We start from the raw sequence: 16,094 nt of genomic DNA on the forward strand, positions 1-16,094 counted from the left end.
CCGGCGATGGCAAAGGCGCCGGGCTCGATGCCCAGCTCCGGGAAGGCCGCATGGAACAGATGGCCGAACACCACCCCGAACAGGGTGCCCAGCGCCAGAGTCGGGGCAAACACCCCGCCCGGCGCGCCTGAGCAGAAACAGACCAGGGTGGCCATCAGCCGGATGGAGAAGATGAGGAACAGGGTGGCCATCGCATACTCCCCGCCCATCAGATGGGGGATGAGCTCGGTACCGCCGCCGGTCACCGCCGGGGCAACCAGCGACAGCACGCCGAAGGTCCCCGCCACCAGCGTCCCGATGGCCACGAAGCGGTGGCGCTTGTTTTGATGCAGTGCCAGATAACCATCCTGACAGGCCAGCACCAGCTTGTTGAAGACGAAACCCAGCACGCCGAAAGCGGCCCCCATGAAGAGGAACAGCCAGAGCGCCCTGAGGGCCGGCGCATCGTAGTGAGGCAAGCTGATCACCGCCCCCTGCCCCTTCATGTTCTGCAGCATCAGGGTCGCCATGATGGCGGAGATGCCCACCGCCTTGATGGCCAGGAAGGAGTAGCGAAACTGCGGGCGCATCTCCTCCATCACGAACAGGATCCCTGCCAACGGCGCATTGAAGGCCGCGGCCAGACCACCGGCCGCCCCGGCTGCCAGCAGGGCGTGCCCATGCTCTTTGGGCAGCCGGAAGATATCCGCCACCATCTTGCCGAGGTTGCCGCCGATCTGTACCGACGGTCCTTCCCGCCCCAGCACCATGCCGGAGCTCAGGGTGCAGATACCGCCGAAGAACTTGACCGGCAACACCCGCCACCAGCGTACCGGGCGCAGCTCGTCCATGGCCCCCTCAATCTCGGGAATGCCGGAGCCACCCGCCTCCGGCGCAAAGGTATGGGTCAGGAAATAGCCAATGCAACCCAGCAAGGCACTGAAGCCAAAGCCGAGCAGACCGAGCTGCCACCAGGGGCGATCGGCCAGCAGGTCGACACGCTGCTGTGCCAGCCAGTGCACGCCGGACTCGAACAGTCCGCAGACCAACCCGGCCAGGGTGCCGACCAGCGCTGCCAACAGCAGCACCAGCAGGGGCATCTTGTCTTGATGAATGATCCGCCGCAGAACGGGGCCGTGGGGAGGCGAGAGCGGTTCGGAGGAGGAGAGAGCTTGTTGCGACATGAAAAAACCACATTCGTTTGCTGACGGAGGTGACGATCATCCGGCCTGCTGTCCGGCTGCCCAGCACCGGGCCTTTCTGCTATAGTCGGCCCGTTTCATTTAACACGGGGCAGTCCTTGGCCGGGGTCAAGAGCGCAAGCATACTCCAGCGCCCCCTGACTGCCGAGCCGCAATCGGCCACCTGCGCCTGTGTGACGACCAAAATCCCATTAAGGATGATCCATGTCAAAATCAGATCAGCTGTTTGAACAGGCCCGCCAGACCATTCCGGGCGGCGTCAACTCACCGGTCCGCGCCTTCAATGGGGTCGGCGGCACACCCCGCTTCATCGATCACGCCGATGGCGCCTACCTCTATGACGTGGATGGCCAGGCCTATGTGGATTACATCGGTTCCTGGGGCCCCATGCTGCTGGGTCACAACCACCCGGCCATCAAGGCCGCCGTCATCAAGGCGGTGGAGAAAGGGCTGAGCTACGGCGCCCCGACCGAGATCGAAGTGCTGATGGCCGAGAAGGTGCGCCAGATCGTCCCCTCCATGGAGCAGGTCCGGATGGTCAACTCCGGCACCGAGGCGACCATGAGCGCCATCCGGCTGGCCCGCGGTTATACCGGTCGCGACAAGATCGTCAAATTCGAAGGCTGCTACCACGGCCACGCCGACTCCCTGCTGGTCAAGGCCGGCTCCGGCGCGCTGACCCTGGGTCAGCCCAACAGCCCGGGCGTACCCGCCGATTTCGCCAAGCACACCCTGACCTGCGTGTTCAACGATCTGGACTCGGTACGCGAAGCCTTCAGCCAGTACGGTAGCGAGATCGCCTGCATCATCGTCGAGCCGGTGGCCGGCAACATGAACTGCATCCCGCCGGTACCCGGCTTCCTGGAGGGGCTGCGCACCATCTGTGACGAGTTCGGCGCCCTGCTGATCCTGGATGAGGTGATGACCGGCTTCCGCGTCTCCCTGCGCGGCGCCCAGGGCCACTACAACATCGACCCGGATCTCACCACCCTCGGCAAGATCATCGGTGCCGGCATGCCGGTCGGCGCCTTCGGCGGCAAGAAGAAAGTGATGCAGCACATCGCCCCGACCGGCCCGGTCTATCAGGCCGGCACCCTCTCCGGCAACCCGGTGGCCATGGCTGCCGGTCTGACCATGCTGGATCTGCTGCTGGAGCCGGGCCTCTATGAGCAGCTGAGCGCCAAGACCGCCCGGGTTGCCGAAGGGCTGAAAGCCGCCGCCGCCAAGCATGGCATCCCGCTCGCCATCAACTACGTGGGCGGCATGTTCGGCGTCTTCTTCACCGATGAGCCCGAGATCACCCGCTACGAGCAGGTCACTCGCTGCGACATGGAACGCTTCAAGCGCTTCTATCACCTGATGCTGGAAGAGGGCGTCTATCTGGCACCGAGCGCCTACGAGGCCGGGTTCCTGTCGCTGGCCCACGGCGACAAGGAGATTGAACACACTCTGGCCGCCGCCGAGCGCAGCTTCGCCAAGCTGGCCGGCTAAGCCGCCGCTTGTCGCAAAAGGGCCCTTCACGGGCCCTTTTTCATTGCCGCTTCGGCGCCTTTCGGCCTCCCCCGGTACGCCCGATGTTGGTGCAGCATTTGTGCAAGCGGTACGGCTCTGTCACCAAACGGTGCATATCCCGCCCCTCTATCCGTCATAAAACGGGCCCACAATTTGCACCCTGCAAGTTGAATGCAAGCCCGTTTGAGCGAGGTGTATATGGCGGAAATGAGCCCCATCGATGTGCTGCGGCGCTATCAGGAGTACGAAGCCGAACTGGCCCCCCTGCTGCTGGGACTGCTCACGGCATCACCCGATTCACTCAGCAGTTATCCCTTCATCCTGAACCAGGCACCCAGCCGGGAACCGCTCGGGATCCTGCCACCAGTGCCGGCGCCGCAAGCCCGCTTGCATCTAATCGTAAGAGGCCAGGGCCGTGAGCTGACCCTCTGCCTGAACCAGCTCATCGCCTGGCTGATGGGGGACAGGGAACGACGCCGGGCCATGCCCTGGTTCAAGGGGGTTTATATGGTGCTGAGTCTGGCGCTGTTTCTGATCGTCGCGACGCTCATCTGGCACGGGCTGGAGCAACTCTATCTGCTGCTGTGCGGGGCGCAGCAGAACCGGCTGGGGGCCTTCAGCGCCATCATCTTCCTCACCCTGGCGCTGGCGGTGTTCGACTTGGGCAAGACCATTCTGGAAGAGGAAGTGCTGCTGCATAAGGACATCTTTCGCCACAGCGCCATTCGCCGCACCATTACCCGCTTCATCGCCGCCATCTTGATCGCGGTCTCCATCGAGGGGTTGTTGTTGCTGTTCAAGGGATCATTAGGCCAGAGCGAACTGCTCTGGCCGGCGGTGGGTGTGATGGGGTGCGCCGTGGGGCTGCTGCTGGCCCTCGGACTCTATGTGTTTCTGGGGGCCAGGGCCGAAGCGGCGCTGGTGCAGGCCAGCCTGCGACCTCTGCCAGCCGGAGTTGCAGTGCCCGCCGCGCCGCCCGCCAAGAAGCGGGCATGGTCCAGGAGGTATAGATAACGCTGAAGAGCTGCAATCACGTCAATACCCCACGGCCAGCACTGACACGCGCCGTACTGGCTAACCAGTGACGCCTGCCAGCCGGGGTGGTGGCGCCCGCCGCGCCGCTCGCCAGGAGGCGTACATGGTCCAGGAGGTATAGATGACGATGAAGGCCACCAGCCATTTGAGCATCGCCATGTCCATGGATTTGACCAGCATGGCCGCCAGCACCACGCCGACAGGGCCGAAGATGGCCACCGCCAGCACCGCCTTGGCATCGAAGGCCCCCTTGCGGATGAAGGTGCCCGCCGAGAAAACGCTGAGCACGGCGGTGGAGCCCATCATGATGGGAAACGCCGCCAGCGGATTCATGCCGAGCAGATAGACCAGGGTCATGCAGGGGGCGAACAGGCCGATGCCCACGTTCATCAGCACACCGAAGATGAAGTTGCCGAGCAGCGCGATCCCGAGCTTGTAACCGGTCAGCCCCATGGCATCGCCACCGAGGGGGAACAGTCCCAACAGGCCCGCAAAGATGAGGCCGGCCACCACCAGCAGGGAGACCGCCATCACCAGCCGGATGGTCTGGCGATCGAACGAGGCAACGTGGCGCGCGCCCCAAGCAGCCCCGGCGGCCGCGGCCACCATCATGCCGATGAGGGTGAGCGGATCCACCTGCACGGCGCCGATGAAGATCAGCGACTGGGTGACCGTCGGCAACACGCACTGGCCGTTGAGGGTGCCCGGCAACAGCCGGTCGTCGATCAGCTTGAACTGCTTGTAGCAGGCGGTCTTCACCGCGAAGCTGCCGACCCCCAGGGTATCGAGAAAATTGGCGACAAAACCGATGGCCGCCACCGGCCAGAAGGGGGTCGACTCCAGCTCCCCCTGTTGCCGTTTGTGCCACCAGGCCCGTACCAGCATGAAGATGAACACCAGGGCGCAGATGATGAATATCAGGCGCAAAAGATTAATTAACATACAGAGTTCTCCAGCAACGGGCGGCGATTCTAAGGCAGCAAAAATAAAAAATCTTGGTCAGGATCAAGCATTCAACCCATGCAAACGATTATCTGGAGAAAGTCATGACGAGCACGCCCGAACGAATCTGCTAATACTTGTCTATGAGGGCCAGCAGGCCTGGGGCCACCGGTGGTAGTCATGGTCATTTCGCGACGACCACAGTCACCGGCGGGAAGTAGCCAAAAAGAAGGCCGGTATGCACCGACCTTCTTTTTTTATTGCTGACTCGCCGGCGTTTTGCCCGCCAGCCACTGCCAGCCCGGCAGGCGTGGCAGTCGCTGGGCGATCCAGCCGATCAGCACGTTCGACAGCCCGGTCAACAACAGCAGCGGCAGGCAGAGCAGGGTCAGCGACAGGGCCCCCACATAGACATCCGTCAGCCAGTGGGCACCGGAGAGGATGCGGGGCGCCGAGAACAGTGGCACCATCAGCAACGCGGTCACCCCGGCCCAGCGCGGCAGATGGCGCAGGGCAAAGCCGGCGAAGATCATCAGGAACAGGGCGTGATCGCCGGGGAAGCTGTCGCTGGAGGAGTCCTTGGTCGGGATCCCGCTGAGCTGGGTTACCCGCAGCGCATCCGTCACCGTCAGGGTCGGACTGGGCCGGCTGACCGGCAGCAGATGACCGAACTGGTTGATCACCAGGGCCCCCAGCAGCATGACGATCCCCATGGCCACCAGCCGGCGGCGTCCCTGCTCGTCCGCACGCCAGAAGCAGCGTGAGAGGATCAGCCCCATGCAGGAGAGCACCGCCAGATCGAACAGCCGGTTGTTGGTCACCGCCACCAGATCGGCCCACCACTGGGCCTGGCCCAGCCAGCCATTGACCAGATGGAAGACGGCGAGATCCCACTGATCCCAGGGGCCGTGATCGGGCAGAGCAGCCCAACTGATGGCGATGAGACCACCCAACAGATAACAGGGTATAAATTTGCGCATACGGACTCTCCTCCCCGAAAAATGGGGCCGTATTTTAAAGCATAAAAAGCGTGACGTGAATCACGCAAACGAGGGGGAAGGCGCCATGCCTCCTATCCGGAAAGCCGGCGCGTCCCCTGCCGGCTTGGCCTGTTGCAGCCTTGCGGCTAGTATGGAGTCCCTCTATTTCGCGAGATGACGAGTGCTATGCGCAGCTACCTTCGGATGATGCTGTTTGCCCTGGGCCTGCTGGCCGGCGTGCAGATCCCGGGTCTGATCGACCTCTACTACCAGCGGCTGGATGCTCGCCTGCAGCAGGCCAGCCTCAGCCTGGCCCCTTTTCAGGAGACGGCGGACCAGCATTTCAACGGCGATCTGACGGCCCTGGTCAACCACTATCGCACCAACCCGGATCCGGTATTCGCCAAGGATGCCGCCAGCCTGCAGCTGTTGGTCAGCCAGCGCCAGACCCTGCAGCAGGAGAGCGTCTACAAGCACCATCCCTGGTACCGGCAACTCTCCCATTTGCTGCTGCGCGCCGAGCCCCAGCTCTGGCAGGATACCCTGCAAAACTACAGCTACGTGGTGCCGCTCAAGCAGGCTGCCATCGTCTGCGGCATGGCGGCAGGCCTGCTCGCAGCCCTGCTTGGCGATCTGCTGCTCAGCCTGGTGTTGTTGCCGTTTCGCCGGCAGCAGCCCCGCACACGCTACGCGCCGCGCTGACGAAACCGACGCGGTGGCTCAGGCAGACGGAAACAACAAAGGGGCCAATGGCCCCTTTGTTGTTTCCGTCCAGATTCACAGCTCGTATGGCAGCCGCGACTGGCTCACCAAACGCTGGAGCGCCTGCACCACCTGGGGATCGAACTGACTGCCGGAGCGTGACAGGATATATTCCATGGTCTGCGCCAGCGACCAGGGCTCCTTGTAGGGACGCTTGCTGAGCAGGGCATCGAACACGTCGACCACGGCCACGATGCGAGCCGACAGCGGGATCTGCTGGCCGGCCAGCTGCTCCGGGTAACCCTTGCCATCGAAGTGTTCATGATGGCCGCGAGCAATCTCGGCCCCCAGCGACAGATAGCTGGTACCCTCCACCATCTCCCCCGCCTTGTGCAAGATGCTGGCGCCGATGTCCGCGTGCTGCTCCATGATGAGCCGTTCATCCGGTTCGAACCGGCCCGGCTTGTGCAGGATGTGGTCCGGCGTGCCCACCTTGCCCACGTCGTGCAGTATGCTGGCCATGCCGATCATGTCGACGAAACCCGGTGTCAGTTCGTCGGGATAGGCCCCCGCCTGCTGCAGCTCGGCCACGATGGCATCGGAGAGCTTCTGCACCCGCAGCACGTGATCACCGGTATCCGAATCGCGGAACTCCGCCAGCGCCGCCAGCGCCACCACGGTCGCCTCCTGGGCACGCAGCAACTGGTTATAGAGATAGAGGTTGTCGTACGCCGCCGAAATGCGCTGACAAAACACGTCCAGCAGATCGCACTCGAGCGGATCGAGCGGCTGGGTGGGAGTGAAATTGAGCACGAACTCGCGCCCGTTCTGGGCCGCGATATAGAGCGCATCCTGGGGATGCTCGAAGCGGTTGCAGCGGTTGGCCAGCGCACTCATCACCGAATCGTGCAGGGCCGGGAAGGCACTGAGCGGCACATCGCTCAGCAGGGATTCATAGTCGCCGGTGGCCGCCAGGATCTCCAGCTCCTGCGAGCCGGGGCGGCGTTCGGCGCAGATGGCGCCTTCGGTGCCCACGTCGAGAATGGCGCTGATCTGCTTGAGCACGCCGGAGGCAAATTCCCGCAGCGAGTGCAGATGATAGAGATCCCCCGCCCCCTCCAGTATCTTGCCGAGCCCCTGCCGGCTCTTGTCGATGGCGCAGAGGGTCTCGTAGGAGCGCAGGGAGGCGATGACGGTGGTGTAGAGCTTCTGCACCGTCAGCTCGGTCTTGGTCTTGTAGTCGTTGATGTCGTAATCGAGGATCACCCGCTGCTCCGGGGCCTGCCCCGGCTGGCCGGTGCGCAGCACGATGCGCACCAGGCTGTTGTGCATCTCGTTGCGGATCTGGTGCACCAGCCGCAGGCCGGCATCCTCGGTCTCCATCACCACGTCGAGCAGGATCAGGGCGATGCGCGGATTGGCCAGCAGCATGCGGGCCGCTTCGGCGCCGCTGTAGGCGTTGAGCAGTTCAAGCGGGCGGGATTTGTACTGAATGTTGGAAAGTGCCAGCCGGGTGGCATGATGAATGTCCGGCTCATCATCGACGATCAACACCTGCCAGGGGTTGATCGCCTTGGTCACCACGGCCTCATCGTCATCCAGCTCGATGATGTCGTCATCCAGCCAGAGCTCGTCCTTGTCTTGGGCACTGCTCATATCGTTCACGCCTCCAGGCGCTGCATGAGGGTACTGACAGTATGTACCATCAGGCAGCGATGGATCACAAGCCCCAGCACTTGCTCCCTCGTGCCCGCCCAGCGCCGGCCGGTTTATTCGAACGGTTCGAGATAGGCCTGGATTGCCTTCCTCAGCCACGCCAACACCTTGCCGTGATAGGCATTTTCCGACAGATAGACGCCGTAGTCGCGCCACTGCAGGCTGAACTTGTGCTTCAAGGTCAGCAGCTCCCCTTGTCGCAGCTGGCTCTGGATCAGCGGCGACGGCAGCACGGCCCAGCCGAGGCCGTCGAGCACCGCATCGCGCATCAGCTCGAAGCTCGACAATCCGATGTGGTGGCCGCCGATGGGCAGCAGGCTCTTGACCGAGAATTCGTCCACATAGGAGAGGGTGACCTGGGTATGACCGGTCAGATCCTGCTGCAATACCCGCTTCAGGCTGGCCAGCGGGTGGCTCGGGGCCACCACCATCAGGGTGCGGATCGGGTTGAGCACCTCGATGTTGAGGCCGCTGCGCTCCTGCTCCTCGGTGATGAGACCGAAGGCGGCGTCGACAAACCCCTCCTCCACCAGCGCGGGCAGCTCCGGCGGCGAGGCCAGCACCAGCGAGATGCTGGTGCCGGGAAACTGGTGGCGCAGCGCCCCCAGCATCTCCCGCCACACCGCCTCGGGAATGGCGTCATCCCGCGCCACCCGCAGCGCCACCTCGGCGCCGGAGGCGTAGTGCTCGCACTTGAGCTTGAGGCTGTTGGCGGCCTGCAGCAGCCGCTTGCAGTCGTCCAGCACCTGCTCGCCGATCTCGGTCAAGCGGCTCTGGTTGGCACCTCGTTCAAAAAGTTCGACGCCAAGCTCAACCTCAAGCGCCGCTATCGCCGTGCTGACTGCGCTGCGACTCTTGCCAAGTCGGCGCGCCGTATTGGCGATGGAGCCACTGCTGGCTGATTCCACAAAGAGTTGTATCTGGTAGAGCTTCATGATCTGGGTCGTGAGCAGGGTATCCGATATTCACCTTACCTTGCCCCCTTCTAGCAAGGCAAACCATCAGCGTCTGAATTGTCGACGCTCAGCGATTCTGTCGCCTGAGCAAGCTGCGGCTATCATGGCCCCGTCGCAGCAACAAAAGGACATTTTATGTTATTCAATCGCATGCTCCTGGCCCGCATCTTCCTGACGGGCGCCATTCTGACCGAGGTCGCCGGGACCTCCAGCATGGCCATGATCCCGGAGAACGAGGCCGGCTGGCTCAACTATCTGCCAATGTGGCTGCTCATCTCCTTCTCTTATCTGTTGTTGGCCAAAGCCGCCAAAACAATCTCCATTGGTATTGCCTTCGCGCTCTGGGAGGGGCTGGGGATCGCGCTGATCACCGTCGTCTCCGTGCTGTTCCTCGACTACCACCTGAATGCTCAGGAGTTGATCGGACTAGCGCTGGCCATAGTGGGTATTGTTCTGGTGACAATGGGTGAAACCCATGACGAACCGACCGCGGACACCGGCAGCATCCGCCGCCTTGGCGCAGCCCATGACAAACCGGCCGCAGGCACCGGCAGCACCCGCCGTCTTGGCGCTGCCCATGACAAACCGGCCGCAGGTACTGGCTGTACTCGCTGCCTTGGCGCTGCCAAGGAGGCCGTATGCACCCGTTGATCATCGTACTGGGGGCGGCCCTGCTGGATATCGGTGCCAACATGGCGATCAACCGCTCGGTTGGTTTTCGTCACAAAGGCTGGGGGTTTCTCGGCATCCTGCTGGTGCTGTGTGCCTTCACCCTGCTGTCGGAAGCGGTGAGCACCGGCAAGATCGATCTGGCCGTGGCCTATGCCACCTGGGGTGCCATCGGCATTCTGGGCACCGCCCTCGGTGGCTTGCTGCTGTTTGGCGAGCGGCTCAAGCCCATCGGCTGGGTCGGCATGCTGGTGATGGCCGTTGCGGTAACCCTGCTCACCACCGCCTGATCGCCCCCGTCACGCACCGCACACCATGAAAAGAAGCCGCCCGGCTAACCAGGCGGCTTCTGCTCTTTATGAGGCAATGCAGGCTCGCGACAGGTCTGCCTCAGCGGCCCGCTTCGTAGAGCTCCAGCGGCAGGCCGTCGGGGTCGGCGAAGAAGGTAAAGCGCTTGCTGGTCAGCTCATCCACCCGCACCGGCTCCACCTCGATACCATGCCCCTGCAGATGGGCGATGACCCGGTCGAGCTCAGCGACCCGAAAGGCCAGATGGCGCAAGCCGCACGCCTCCGGCCGGGAGGAGCGCGGCGGCGGCGCCGGGAAGCTGAACAACTCCAGCTGGCTGCCGTCCGGCAGCGCCAGATCCAGCTTCCACGACTGGCGCTCCTCGCGCAGCGTCTCGGCGATGATGGGCAGCCCCAGCACCTGATGGTAGAAGTGGCGCGAGCGCGCATAATCGCTGGCGATGATGGCCACGTGGTGGATGGCATCGAACAGGGGATGTGACATGAGTTCTCCGGGCAAGCGGGCAGCCTGGGCTGCCCGCCGCGGTCAGTTGAAGAAACCGTTGAACCAGTTGTCCAGCGCATTGGCCGGGCTGGACACCGGGCTGGCGCAGCCCATGGGCTCGGCCAGCCCGGCCAGCTTGGCCGGCACCTGCAGACTGCCGGGGCAGTCGCTGGTGACCCGGGTGCCGCTGGCGCGGGAGAAGCTGGCCCAGCTCACCCCTTGCGGCATGTTCATGGCCAGGCTGTTGACCCCGCGCTGGCTCATGTAGCCGCTGAACAGCTGCAGGGCACCGCTGGCACCGGTCAGGCCGGCCGGGGTGTTGTCGTCGCGACCGACCCAGATACTGACCAGCTCGTTGTTGTCGAGCCCGGTGAACCAGGAGTCGCGCAGCTCGTTGGTGGTGCCCGTCTTGGCCGCCATGGTGGCGCCGGGGAACTTGGCACCGAGCGCGCGCGCCGTGCCCTGGCTCACCGTCTTGGTCATGGCGAACAGGGTCAGCCAGCTGGCCTGCTCGTCGGTCACCCGCTTGGCCGCTTCATCATGCTGATAGAGCTTGCTGCCGTCGCTGTTGACCACCGCCCGGATCGCCGACAGCGGCTGGGTCAGCCCCTGGTTGGCGATGGGCAGATACATCTGGTTCACCTCCATCGGCGAGAGCGCCACCGCCCCCAGCACCAGCGAGGGATAGGGCTGGATCTCCTGCTCCACCCCCAGCTTGTGCAGGGTGTCCACCACCTTGTCCAGCCCCACCTGCAGCCCCAGATTGACGGTCGGCACGTTGAGGGAGCTGGCCAGCGCATCCATCAGCGGCACGCTCTGGCGGAACTTGCGGTCGTAGTTTTGCGGGGTCCAGATCTGGCCATCCTTGCCGCGAATGCGGATCGGCTGGTCCTTGAGCGGCGTGCCCAGGGTCAGGCCGTTGGAGAGACCGGTCAGGTAGACTGCCGGCTTGACCAGCGAGCCTATCTGGCGACGGGCATCCAGCGCCCGGTTGAAGCCGGCATAGCGCGGATCCCGGCCGCCCACCATGGCCACCACCTCGCCCTTGTGCCAGTCGGAGACCACCATGGCCGCCTCCAGCTTCTTCTTGCCGCGCAGCTTCTCGATCTGGGCCAGACCCGACTCCACCGCCTGCTCGGCGGCGTGCTGGGCGATGGGATCCAGACTGGTGAAAATCTTGAGGCCGGACTGCTTGAGCAGATCCGGACCGAAGCGGCTCTGGATCTCCCGCTTGAGCAGGCCCATGAAGGCCGGGGTGCGGCCATAGCTCATCTGACCGCGGGTAATGATGCCAAGCGGCTGCTTGCTGGCGAGCTCATACTCGGCCGGTTGCAGGCTGCCGTGATCCATCAGCAGCTTGAGCACCAGATCACGACGCGCCTTGGCACGCTCCGGGAAGCGCCAGGGATCGTAATAGGAGGGCCCCTTCACCATACCCACCAGCAGGGCCACCTGATCGATGTCCAGCTCGTTGACCGGAATGCCGAAGTAAAAATAGGAGGCGAGCCCGAAGCCATAGACCCCCTGGGAGAAGTTCTGCCCCAGATAGACCTCGTTGAGGTAGGCCTCCAGGATCTCGTCCTTGCTGTAGCGATAGTCGATCAGCACCGCCATGTAGGCTTCCTGCGCCTTGCGCCACAGGCTGCGCTCCCGGGTCAGGAAGAAGTTCTTGGCCAGCTGCTGGGTCAGGGTACTGCCCCCCTGCACGGTGCGACCCGCCAGCAGGTTGGCCGCCATGGCCCGCATGATGGCCACCGGCGAGACGCCGCCGTGCTGGTAGAAGTCGCGATCCTCGGTGGTGAGCAATGTGATCAGCAGGCTGTCCGGCACCTCGGCGATGCGCACCAGCAGACGGTCCTCCCGATCCTCGGTGTTGAGGCGATCGAGCAGCACCGGGTCCATCTGGGCGTAGCCGAGCTGACGCTGATTCTCCAGCGACTGGATCCCCTCCAGCCGCGCACCGTTGAAGGTGAGGCGCAGGCCGCGGGCGGCATCGGCCCCGTCATGGAATTCGAACGGCCGGCGAATAAGCTCGATGCGGTTGCCGCTCACCGCATACTCGCCCGGGGTGTGGGGCTGGCGCACCTGCTTGTAGCTCAGCATGTTGAGCTCGCGCAGCATCTGGGCCTGGGAGAGGCGCTGGCTGGGATAGAGTTCCAGCGGCCGGCTGTAGACCATCACCGGCAACTGCCACTTCTCGCCGTCGAAGCGTTCACGCACCTTGGTATCGAGGTAGATGCCAAACACCACCATGAAGGCCGCTCCCACCAGGGAGAGCTTGAAGCCCAGCCAGAACAGCGTGCGCCAGATGGTGCGTTTGGGCGCCGCCTTCTTGGGGGTGCGCTTGCGTCGTTGCGTTGCCATAAATCCTCTTTGCTTTCCTTTCTACTTGTTATGTCGCGTTCGCGAACGTCCGATCAGACTTGGCCAATCGAACCTACAACCCCATCTTCTTCTTGGTGACCCTGGTCGGCATCGCCTCCAGCGGATTGTCCGGCCAGTAGTGGCGGGGGTAACGTCCCTTCATCTCTTTTTTCACCAGCTCGTAGGAGCCGGCCCAGAAGGCGGCCAGATCGGCGGTGATCTGCAGCGGCCGCTGGGCCGGGGAGAGCAGCTCCACCACCAGTGCCACCCGACCATCGGCCACGCACGGGGTCGCGGCCTGGCCGAACATCTCCTGAATGCGCACCGGGATCACCGGCGCCTGACCCGGCTGATAGCGGATCCGCACCCGGCTGCCGGTCGGTGCGGTAAAGTGGCCGGGCAGCGCCTCGTCCAGCCGCTTGGGCAATGGCCAGGGCAGAGACTGGCGCAGGATGTCGCTCATATCGAGCTTTTTCAACTGCTCCAGCCGGGTCATGCCGCTCACCGCCGGCAGCAGCCACTGCTCCAGGTCGGCCAGCAGGCTCGCCTCGTCCATGGCTGGCCACCCTTCGTCGGGCAACCAGTCGCGGGCACAGCGCAATCGGGCCAGCAGCCCCTCGCTGGCGTCATCCCAGGGCAGCACATGCAGCCCCTTGCGCCGGATGCCCTGCAGCAGGCAGCGCCCCTTCTGTTCATCGGAGAGATCGGTCAGCGGCCGCTGGCTCAGCACCAGCTCGCCGAGCACCTGCTGGCGTTCGGCCCGCACCCGCTCCTCGCGCTCGTCCCAGTCGAACCACTGGCGCTCGTTCACCAGCTCGGGCAGCTGGCGCACCAGCTCATCCAGCTCTATCGGTTCAGCGATGAAGATACGGCTGCCGCGCTCGTTCTGGCCCATCTCGATGGCAATGAGCGCCCCCTGCCCCTGACAGGGGTGACCTTCTACCAGATCGCAGCTCACCCCGCCACTGAGCTGATAGCGGCTGCCGCTGCGCAGCTTGCCGATGCGGTCGGGCCAGGCGAGGGCGCACAGCAGCCCCAGCCATTGCCCCTGTGCATTGGCGGGGCGAGCGCCGAGCCGCTCGAACCAGCGGGCTGCACTCTGGCGCAAGGCCCCCTGGCGGCGGTGAAACAGCACGGAGAGCCGCTCCGATCCTCGCAGATCTTCTTCCAGCAGCGCCACCAGGAAAGCCGCATCGGCGACAATCCCTGTCAGACCTTCCGCCTCCAGCGCGCGCGCGCGCAGCAGCATGCGGGCAAGCCGGGGATGGGTACCGAAGGCCGCCATGGCGCGGCCGGCCGGGGTAAGTTGTTGCTCACCCTCCGGCTTCATGGCGCCGAGGCTCACCAGCAGTCGCTGGGCGCTGGCGACGGCGGCTGCCGGCGGCATGTCCAGCAGCGGCAGCTCTTCGACCTTGGCCCCCCACTGGGCGGCGTCCAGCAGCAGGCCGGTCAGCTCCTGGGTGAGGATGTCGGGCGGGCTCTGCTCGGCGAGGCGCTCCTGTACCTCGCTGCTCCAGAGCCGGTAGCAGACACCGGGGCCGAGACGACCGGCACGACCCGCCCGCTGGGTGGCGGAGGCTTTGGCGATGGGGCGGGTCTCCAGCCGGGTGACGCCGCTCTTGATGTCGAAGGAGGCGCGCCGCTCCAGCCCGCTGTCGACCACCACGGAGATCCCCTCGATGGTGAGGGAAGTCTCCGCCACATTGGTGGTGAGCACCAGCTTACGACGCCCCGCAGGTGCCGGCTCGATGGCCGCCTGCTGGGCCGCCATGTCGAGGCGACCGTAGAGGGGGGCGAGGGTCACCTCGTCCGGCAGCCGCCCTTCCAGCCACTGCGCCAGCCGCTCTATCTCTCCCTGGCCCGGCAGGAACACCAGCAGGCTGCCGGCGTGGGCAGCCAGCGCCTCCAGCACCACGGCGCCGACCTGGGGTTCCAGCCACTGCTGGCGATTGGCGGGGCGATAGTGGTGGTCGATGGGAAAACCGCGACCCTCCGAGCGAACCACCGGGGCCTCCGGCAAAAGCCGCTCCAGCGCCATGCCATCCAGGGTGGCGGACATCACCAACAGCTTGAGGTCATCGCGCAGCCCTTGCTGGCTCTCGATGGCGAAGGCCAGCGCGGTATCGGCGTGCAGGCTGCGCTCGTGGAACTCATCGAAGATGACCAAGGAGACGCCGGTGAGCTCAGGATCCTGCTGCAGCATCCGGGTCAGCACCCCTTCGGTGACGATCTCGAGCCGGGTGGCTGCGCTGGTGCGGCTCTCGCCACGCACCCGCAAGCCGATACGCTCGCCCACCTTCTCCCCGAGCTGACGCGCCAGAAAGGCAGCGATGTTGCGCGCCGCGAGACGTCTGGGCTCCAGCATGATGATGCGACCGGGCAGCCGGTGCTGGCGCACCAGCTCCAGCGGCAGCAGGGTCGATTTGCCCGCACCGGGCGGCGCCTGCAGGATCACGCTGGCATGGTTGTCGATGGCGGCAAAGAGTGCGGGCAGCACCGACACTATGGGGAGGGAAGACAAAGGGATCTGCACCTTCTTGTTGCAAGTCGTAAAACGGCGCCTATTCTGCCACAGCCTGCCCGGCCACCGTGAGCGGATGTCGGCTGGCGAGACAGGATGCAGTGGCTGCCCTAGAATGGGCCACCCTGTCTGCATGAAAGAGGCATGCTCACCCGAATGGCCAAACTCTTCTTTGCCCTGCCCGCCGAGGCGCTGGCATCCGATCTCGTCGCCTGGCGCGACCAGCTGCCCTGGCCGGGTCAACCGGTGCCCGCCGCCAATCTCCACCTGACGCTGGCCTTCCTCGGCGAAGCGGATCAGTTCACCACCACCCGCCTGATGGCCGCCGTCGAGCGCCAGCACTGCCCGCCGCTCACCATAGCGCTCAATGAAACCGGCTGGTTCGGCCGCGCCAAGGCCGCCTGGGTCGGCCCGACAGAGTGGCCCAACGAGCTCACCGTGCTGGCCAGGGCGCTGCGTCGCCACGGCGAGAAGCTGGGGCTTGGCAACGGCGAGCAGGGCTATCGCCCCCACGTCACCCTGTCACGCAAGGCGAGCGAACCGCCGGCCGCCTTGCCCGCCCCCGATTTCGTGCTGCAGGCCGACCGCTTCTGCCTCTATCAATCCCTCTCCACCCCGGACGGGGTGCGCTACGAGCCCCTCGCCTGCTGGCCGCTGCGGGCCAGAGAGAAAATGGCATCCTGACCGGCGGCCATGCCCAGACTCATCGATTAAGAGAGCCATA

The 16,094-nt window shown here is 64.7% G+C and carries 13 protein-coding genes and 1 pseudogene (1 of these 14 cut by a window edge); 6 read left to right on the forward strand and 8 right to left on the reverse strand.

All coding sequences use genetic code 11. From position 1 onward, the window contains the following. A protein-coding gene (gene clcA / locus R2E40_RS18465) for a H(+)/Cl(-) exchange transporter ClcA (RefSeq protein WP_318164090.1) crosses the window boundary here: on the reverse strand, window positions 1-1,163 show its 5' portion. The gene continues 232 nt to the left of window position 1, outside the view; the window shows 1,163 of its 1,395 coding nt (coding positions 1-1,163); its start codon is at window positions 1,161-1,163; its stop codon lies off the left edge, out of view. A 222-nt stretch (window positions 1,164-1,385) separates the two neighbouring features. Between clcA and hemL the strand changes: the two genes are divergently transcribed. Both hemL and R2E40_RS18475 read left to right on the forward strand, forming a co-directional pair. Then, entirely contained in the window at window positions 1,386-2,672 is a 1,287-nt protein-coding gene (hemL, locus tag R2E40_RS18470) for a glutamate-1-semialdehyde 2,1-aminomutase (RefSeq protein WP_318164091.1), read from the forward strand. Between the two features lie 219 nt (window positions 2,673-2,891). Further along, window positions 2,892-3,707 (forward strand): hypothetical protein, encoded by an 816-nt coding sequence (locus tag R2E40_RS18475; protein WP_318164092.1) that lies wholly within the window; start codon window positions 2,892-2,894, stop codon window positions 3,705-3,707. Window positions 3,708-3,767: 60 nt separating this feature from the next. Here R2E40_RS18475 and R2E40_RS18480 read toward each other — a convergent pair whose 3' ends face one another. Continuing rightward, entirely contained in the window at window positions 3,768-4,670 is a 903-nt protein-coding gene (locus tag R2E40_RS18480; protein ID WP_011707266.1) for a sulfite exporter TauE/SafE family protein, read from the reverse strand. A gap of 257 nt (window positions 4,671-4,927) precedes the next feature. Then, entirely contained in the window at window positions 4,928-5,650 is a 723-nt protein-coding gene (locus R2E40_RS18485) for a phosphatase PAP2 family protein (RefSeq protein ID WP_318164093.1), read from the reverse strand. A 174-nt stretch (window positions 5,651-5,824) separates the two neighbouring features. Between R2E40_RS18485 and R2E40_RS18490 the strand changes: the two genes are divergently transcribed. After that, window positions 5,825-6,352 carry a DUF2937 family protein gene (locus tag R2E40_RS18490; RefSeq protein WP_045526141.1) on the forward strand — a complete coding sequence of 176 codons (528 nt, stop codon included), beginning with the start codon at window positions 5,825-5,827 and terminating at the stop codon, window positions 6,350-6,352. Between the two features lie 75 nt (window positions 6,353-6,427). On the opposite strand, the gene R2E40_RS18495 is transcribed toward R2E40_RS18490, so the two are convergent. After that, complete coding sequence (locus R2E40_RS18495) at window positions 6,428-8,008, reverse strand: response regulator (protein ID WP_045789066.1); 1,581 nt, start codon at window positions 8,006-8,008, stop codon at window positions 6,428-6,430. Between the two features lie 113 nt (window positions 8,009-8,121). Next, a complete protein-coding gene (locus R2E40_RS18500) occupies window positions 8,122-9,003 on the reverse strand; it encodes a LysR family transcriptional regulator (protein WP_011707270.1) in 882 nt (293 codons plus the stop codon). A gap of 156 nt (window positions 9,004-9,159) precedes the next feature. Here R2E40_RS18500 and R2E40_RS18505 point away from each other — a divergent pair. Both R2E40_RS18505 and R2E40_RS18510 read left to right on the forward strand, forming a co-directional pair. Further along, window positions 9,160-9,522: pseudogene (locus tag R2E40_RS18505) on the forward strand (SMR family transporter); the annotation flags it as partial. Window positions 9,523-9,662: 140 nt separating this feature from the next. Next, window positions 9,663-9,983 (forward strand): SMR family transporter, encoded by a 321-nt coding sequence (locus R2E40_RS18510; RefSeq protein WP_011707272.1) that lies wholly within the window; start codon window positions 9,663-9,665, stop codon window positions 9,981-9,983. Window positions 9,984-10,083: 100 nt separating this feature from the next. On the opposite strand, the gene R2E40_RS18515 is transcribed toward R2E40_RS18510, so the two are convergent. The 3 genes from R2E40_RS18515 to hrpB form a co-directional block, all read right to left on the reverse strand. Next, entirely contained in the window at window positions 10,084-10,485 is a 402-nt protein-coding gene (locus R2E40_RS18515) for a VOC family protein (protein ID WP_270798038.1), read from the reverse strand. Window positions 10,486-10,527: 42 nt separating this feature from the next. Then, window positions 10,528-12,849: a penicillin-binding protein 1B gene (mrcB, locus tag R2E40_RS18520; RefSeq protein WP_016351880.1), complete on the reverse strand. Its 2,322-nt coding sequence runs from the start codon at window positions 12,847-12,849 to the stop codon at window positions 10,528-10,530. Between the two features lie 73 nt (window positions 12,850-12,922). Next, window positions 12,923-15,370: an ATP-dependent helicase HrpB gene (hrpB, locus tag R2E40_RS18525; RefSeq protein ID WP_318164094.1), complete on the reverse strand. Its 2,448-nt coding sequence runs from the start codon at window positions 15,368-15,370 to the stop codon at window positions 12,923-12,925. 156 nt (window positions 15,371-15,526) lie between these two features. Between hrpB and thpR the strand changes: the two genes are divergently transcribed. Beyond that, window positions 15,527-16,054 carry an RNA 2',3'-cyclic phosphodiesterase gene (gene thpR, locus R2E40_RS18530; protein ID WP_318165575.1) on the forward strand — a complete coding sequence of 176 codons (528 nt, stop codon included), beginning with the start codon at window positions 15,527-15,529 and terminating at the stop codon, window positions 16,052-16,054. The last annotated feature ends 40 nt before the right edge of the window (window positions 16,055-16,094 follow it).

It is taken from the genome of Aeromonas sp. CD, from assembly GCF_033349375.1.
Taxonomy (GTDB): Bacteria; Pseudomonadota; Gammaproteobacteria; order Enterobacterales; family Aeromonadaceae; genus Aeromonas; species Aeromonas hydrophila.

Bases quoted from the DNA above. Each gene is read 5' to 3' on its own strand.
- hemL (WP_318164091.1), top strand. From the start codon at position 1,386: ATGTCAAAATCAGATCAGCTGTTTGAACAGGCCCGCCAGACCATTCCG.
- R2E40_RS18475 (WP_318164092.1), top strand. From the start codon at position 2,892: ATGGCGGAAATGAGCCCCATCGATGTGCTGCGGCGCTATCAGGAGTAC.
- R2E40_RS18480 (WP_011707266.1), bottom strand. From the start codon at position 4,670: ATGTTAATTAATCTTTTGCGCCTGATATTCATCATCTGCGCCCTGGTG.
- R2E40_RS18485 (WP_318164093.1), bottom strand. From the start codon at position 5,650: ATGCGCAAATTTATACCCTGTTATCTGTTGGGTGGTCTCATCGCCATC.
- R2E40_RS18490 (WP_045526141.1), top strand. From the start codon at position 5,825: ATGACGAGTGCTATGCGCAGCTACCTTCGGATGATGCTGTTTGCCCTG.
- R2E40_RS18495 (WP_045789066.1), bottom strand. From the start codon at position 8,008: ATGAGCAGTGCCCAAGACAAGGACGAGCTCTGGCTGGATGACGACATC.
- R2E40_RS18500 (WP_011707270.1), bottom strand. From the start codon at position 9,003: ATGAAGCTCTACCAGATACAACTCTTTGTGGAATCAGCCAGCAGTGGC.
- R2E40_RS18510 (WP_011707272.1), top strand. From the start codon at position 9,663: ATGCACCCGTTGATCATCGTACTGGGGGCGGCCCTGCTGGATATCGGT.
- R2E40_RS18515 (WP_270798038.1), bottom strand. From the start codon at position 10,485: ATGTCACATCCCCTGTTCGATGCCATCCACCACGTGGCCATCATCGCC.
- mrcB (WP_016351880.1), bottom strand. From the start codon at position 12,849: ATGGCAACGCAACGACGCAAGCGCACCCCCAAGAAGGCGGCGCCCAAA.
- thpR (WP_318165575.1), top strand. From the start codon at position 15,527: ATGGCCAAACTCTTCTTTGCCCTGCCCGCCGAGGCGCTGGCATCCGAT.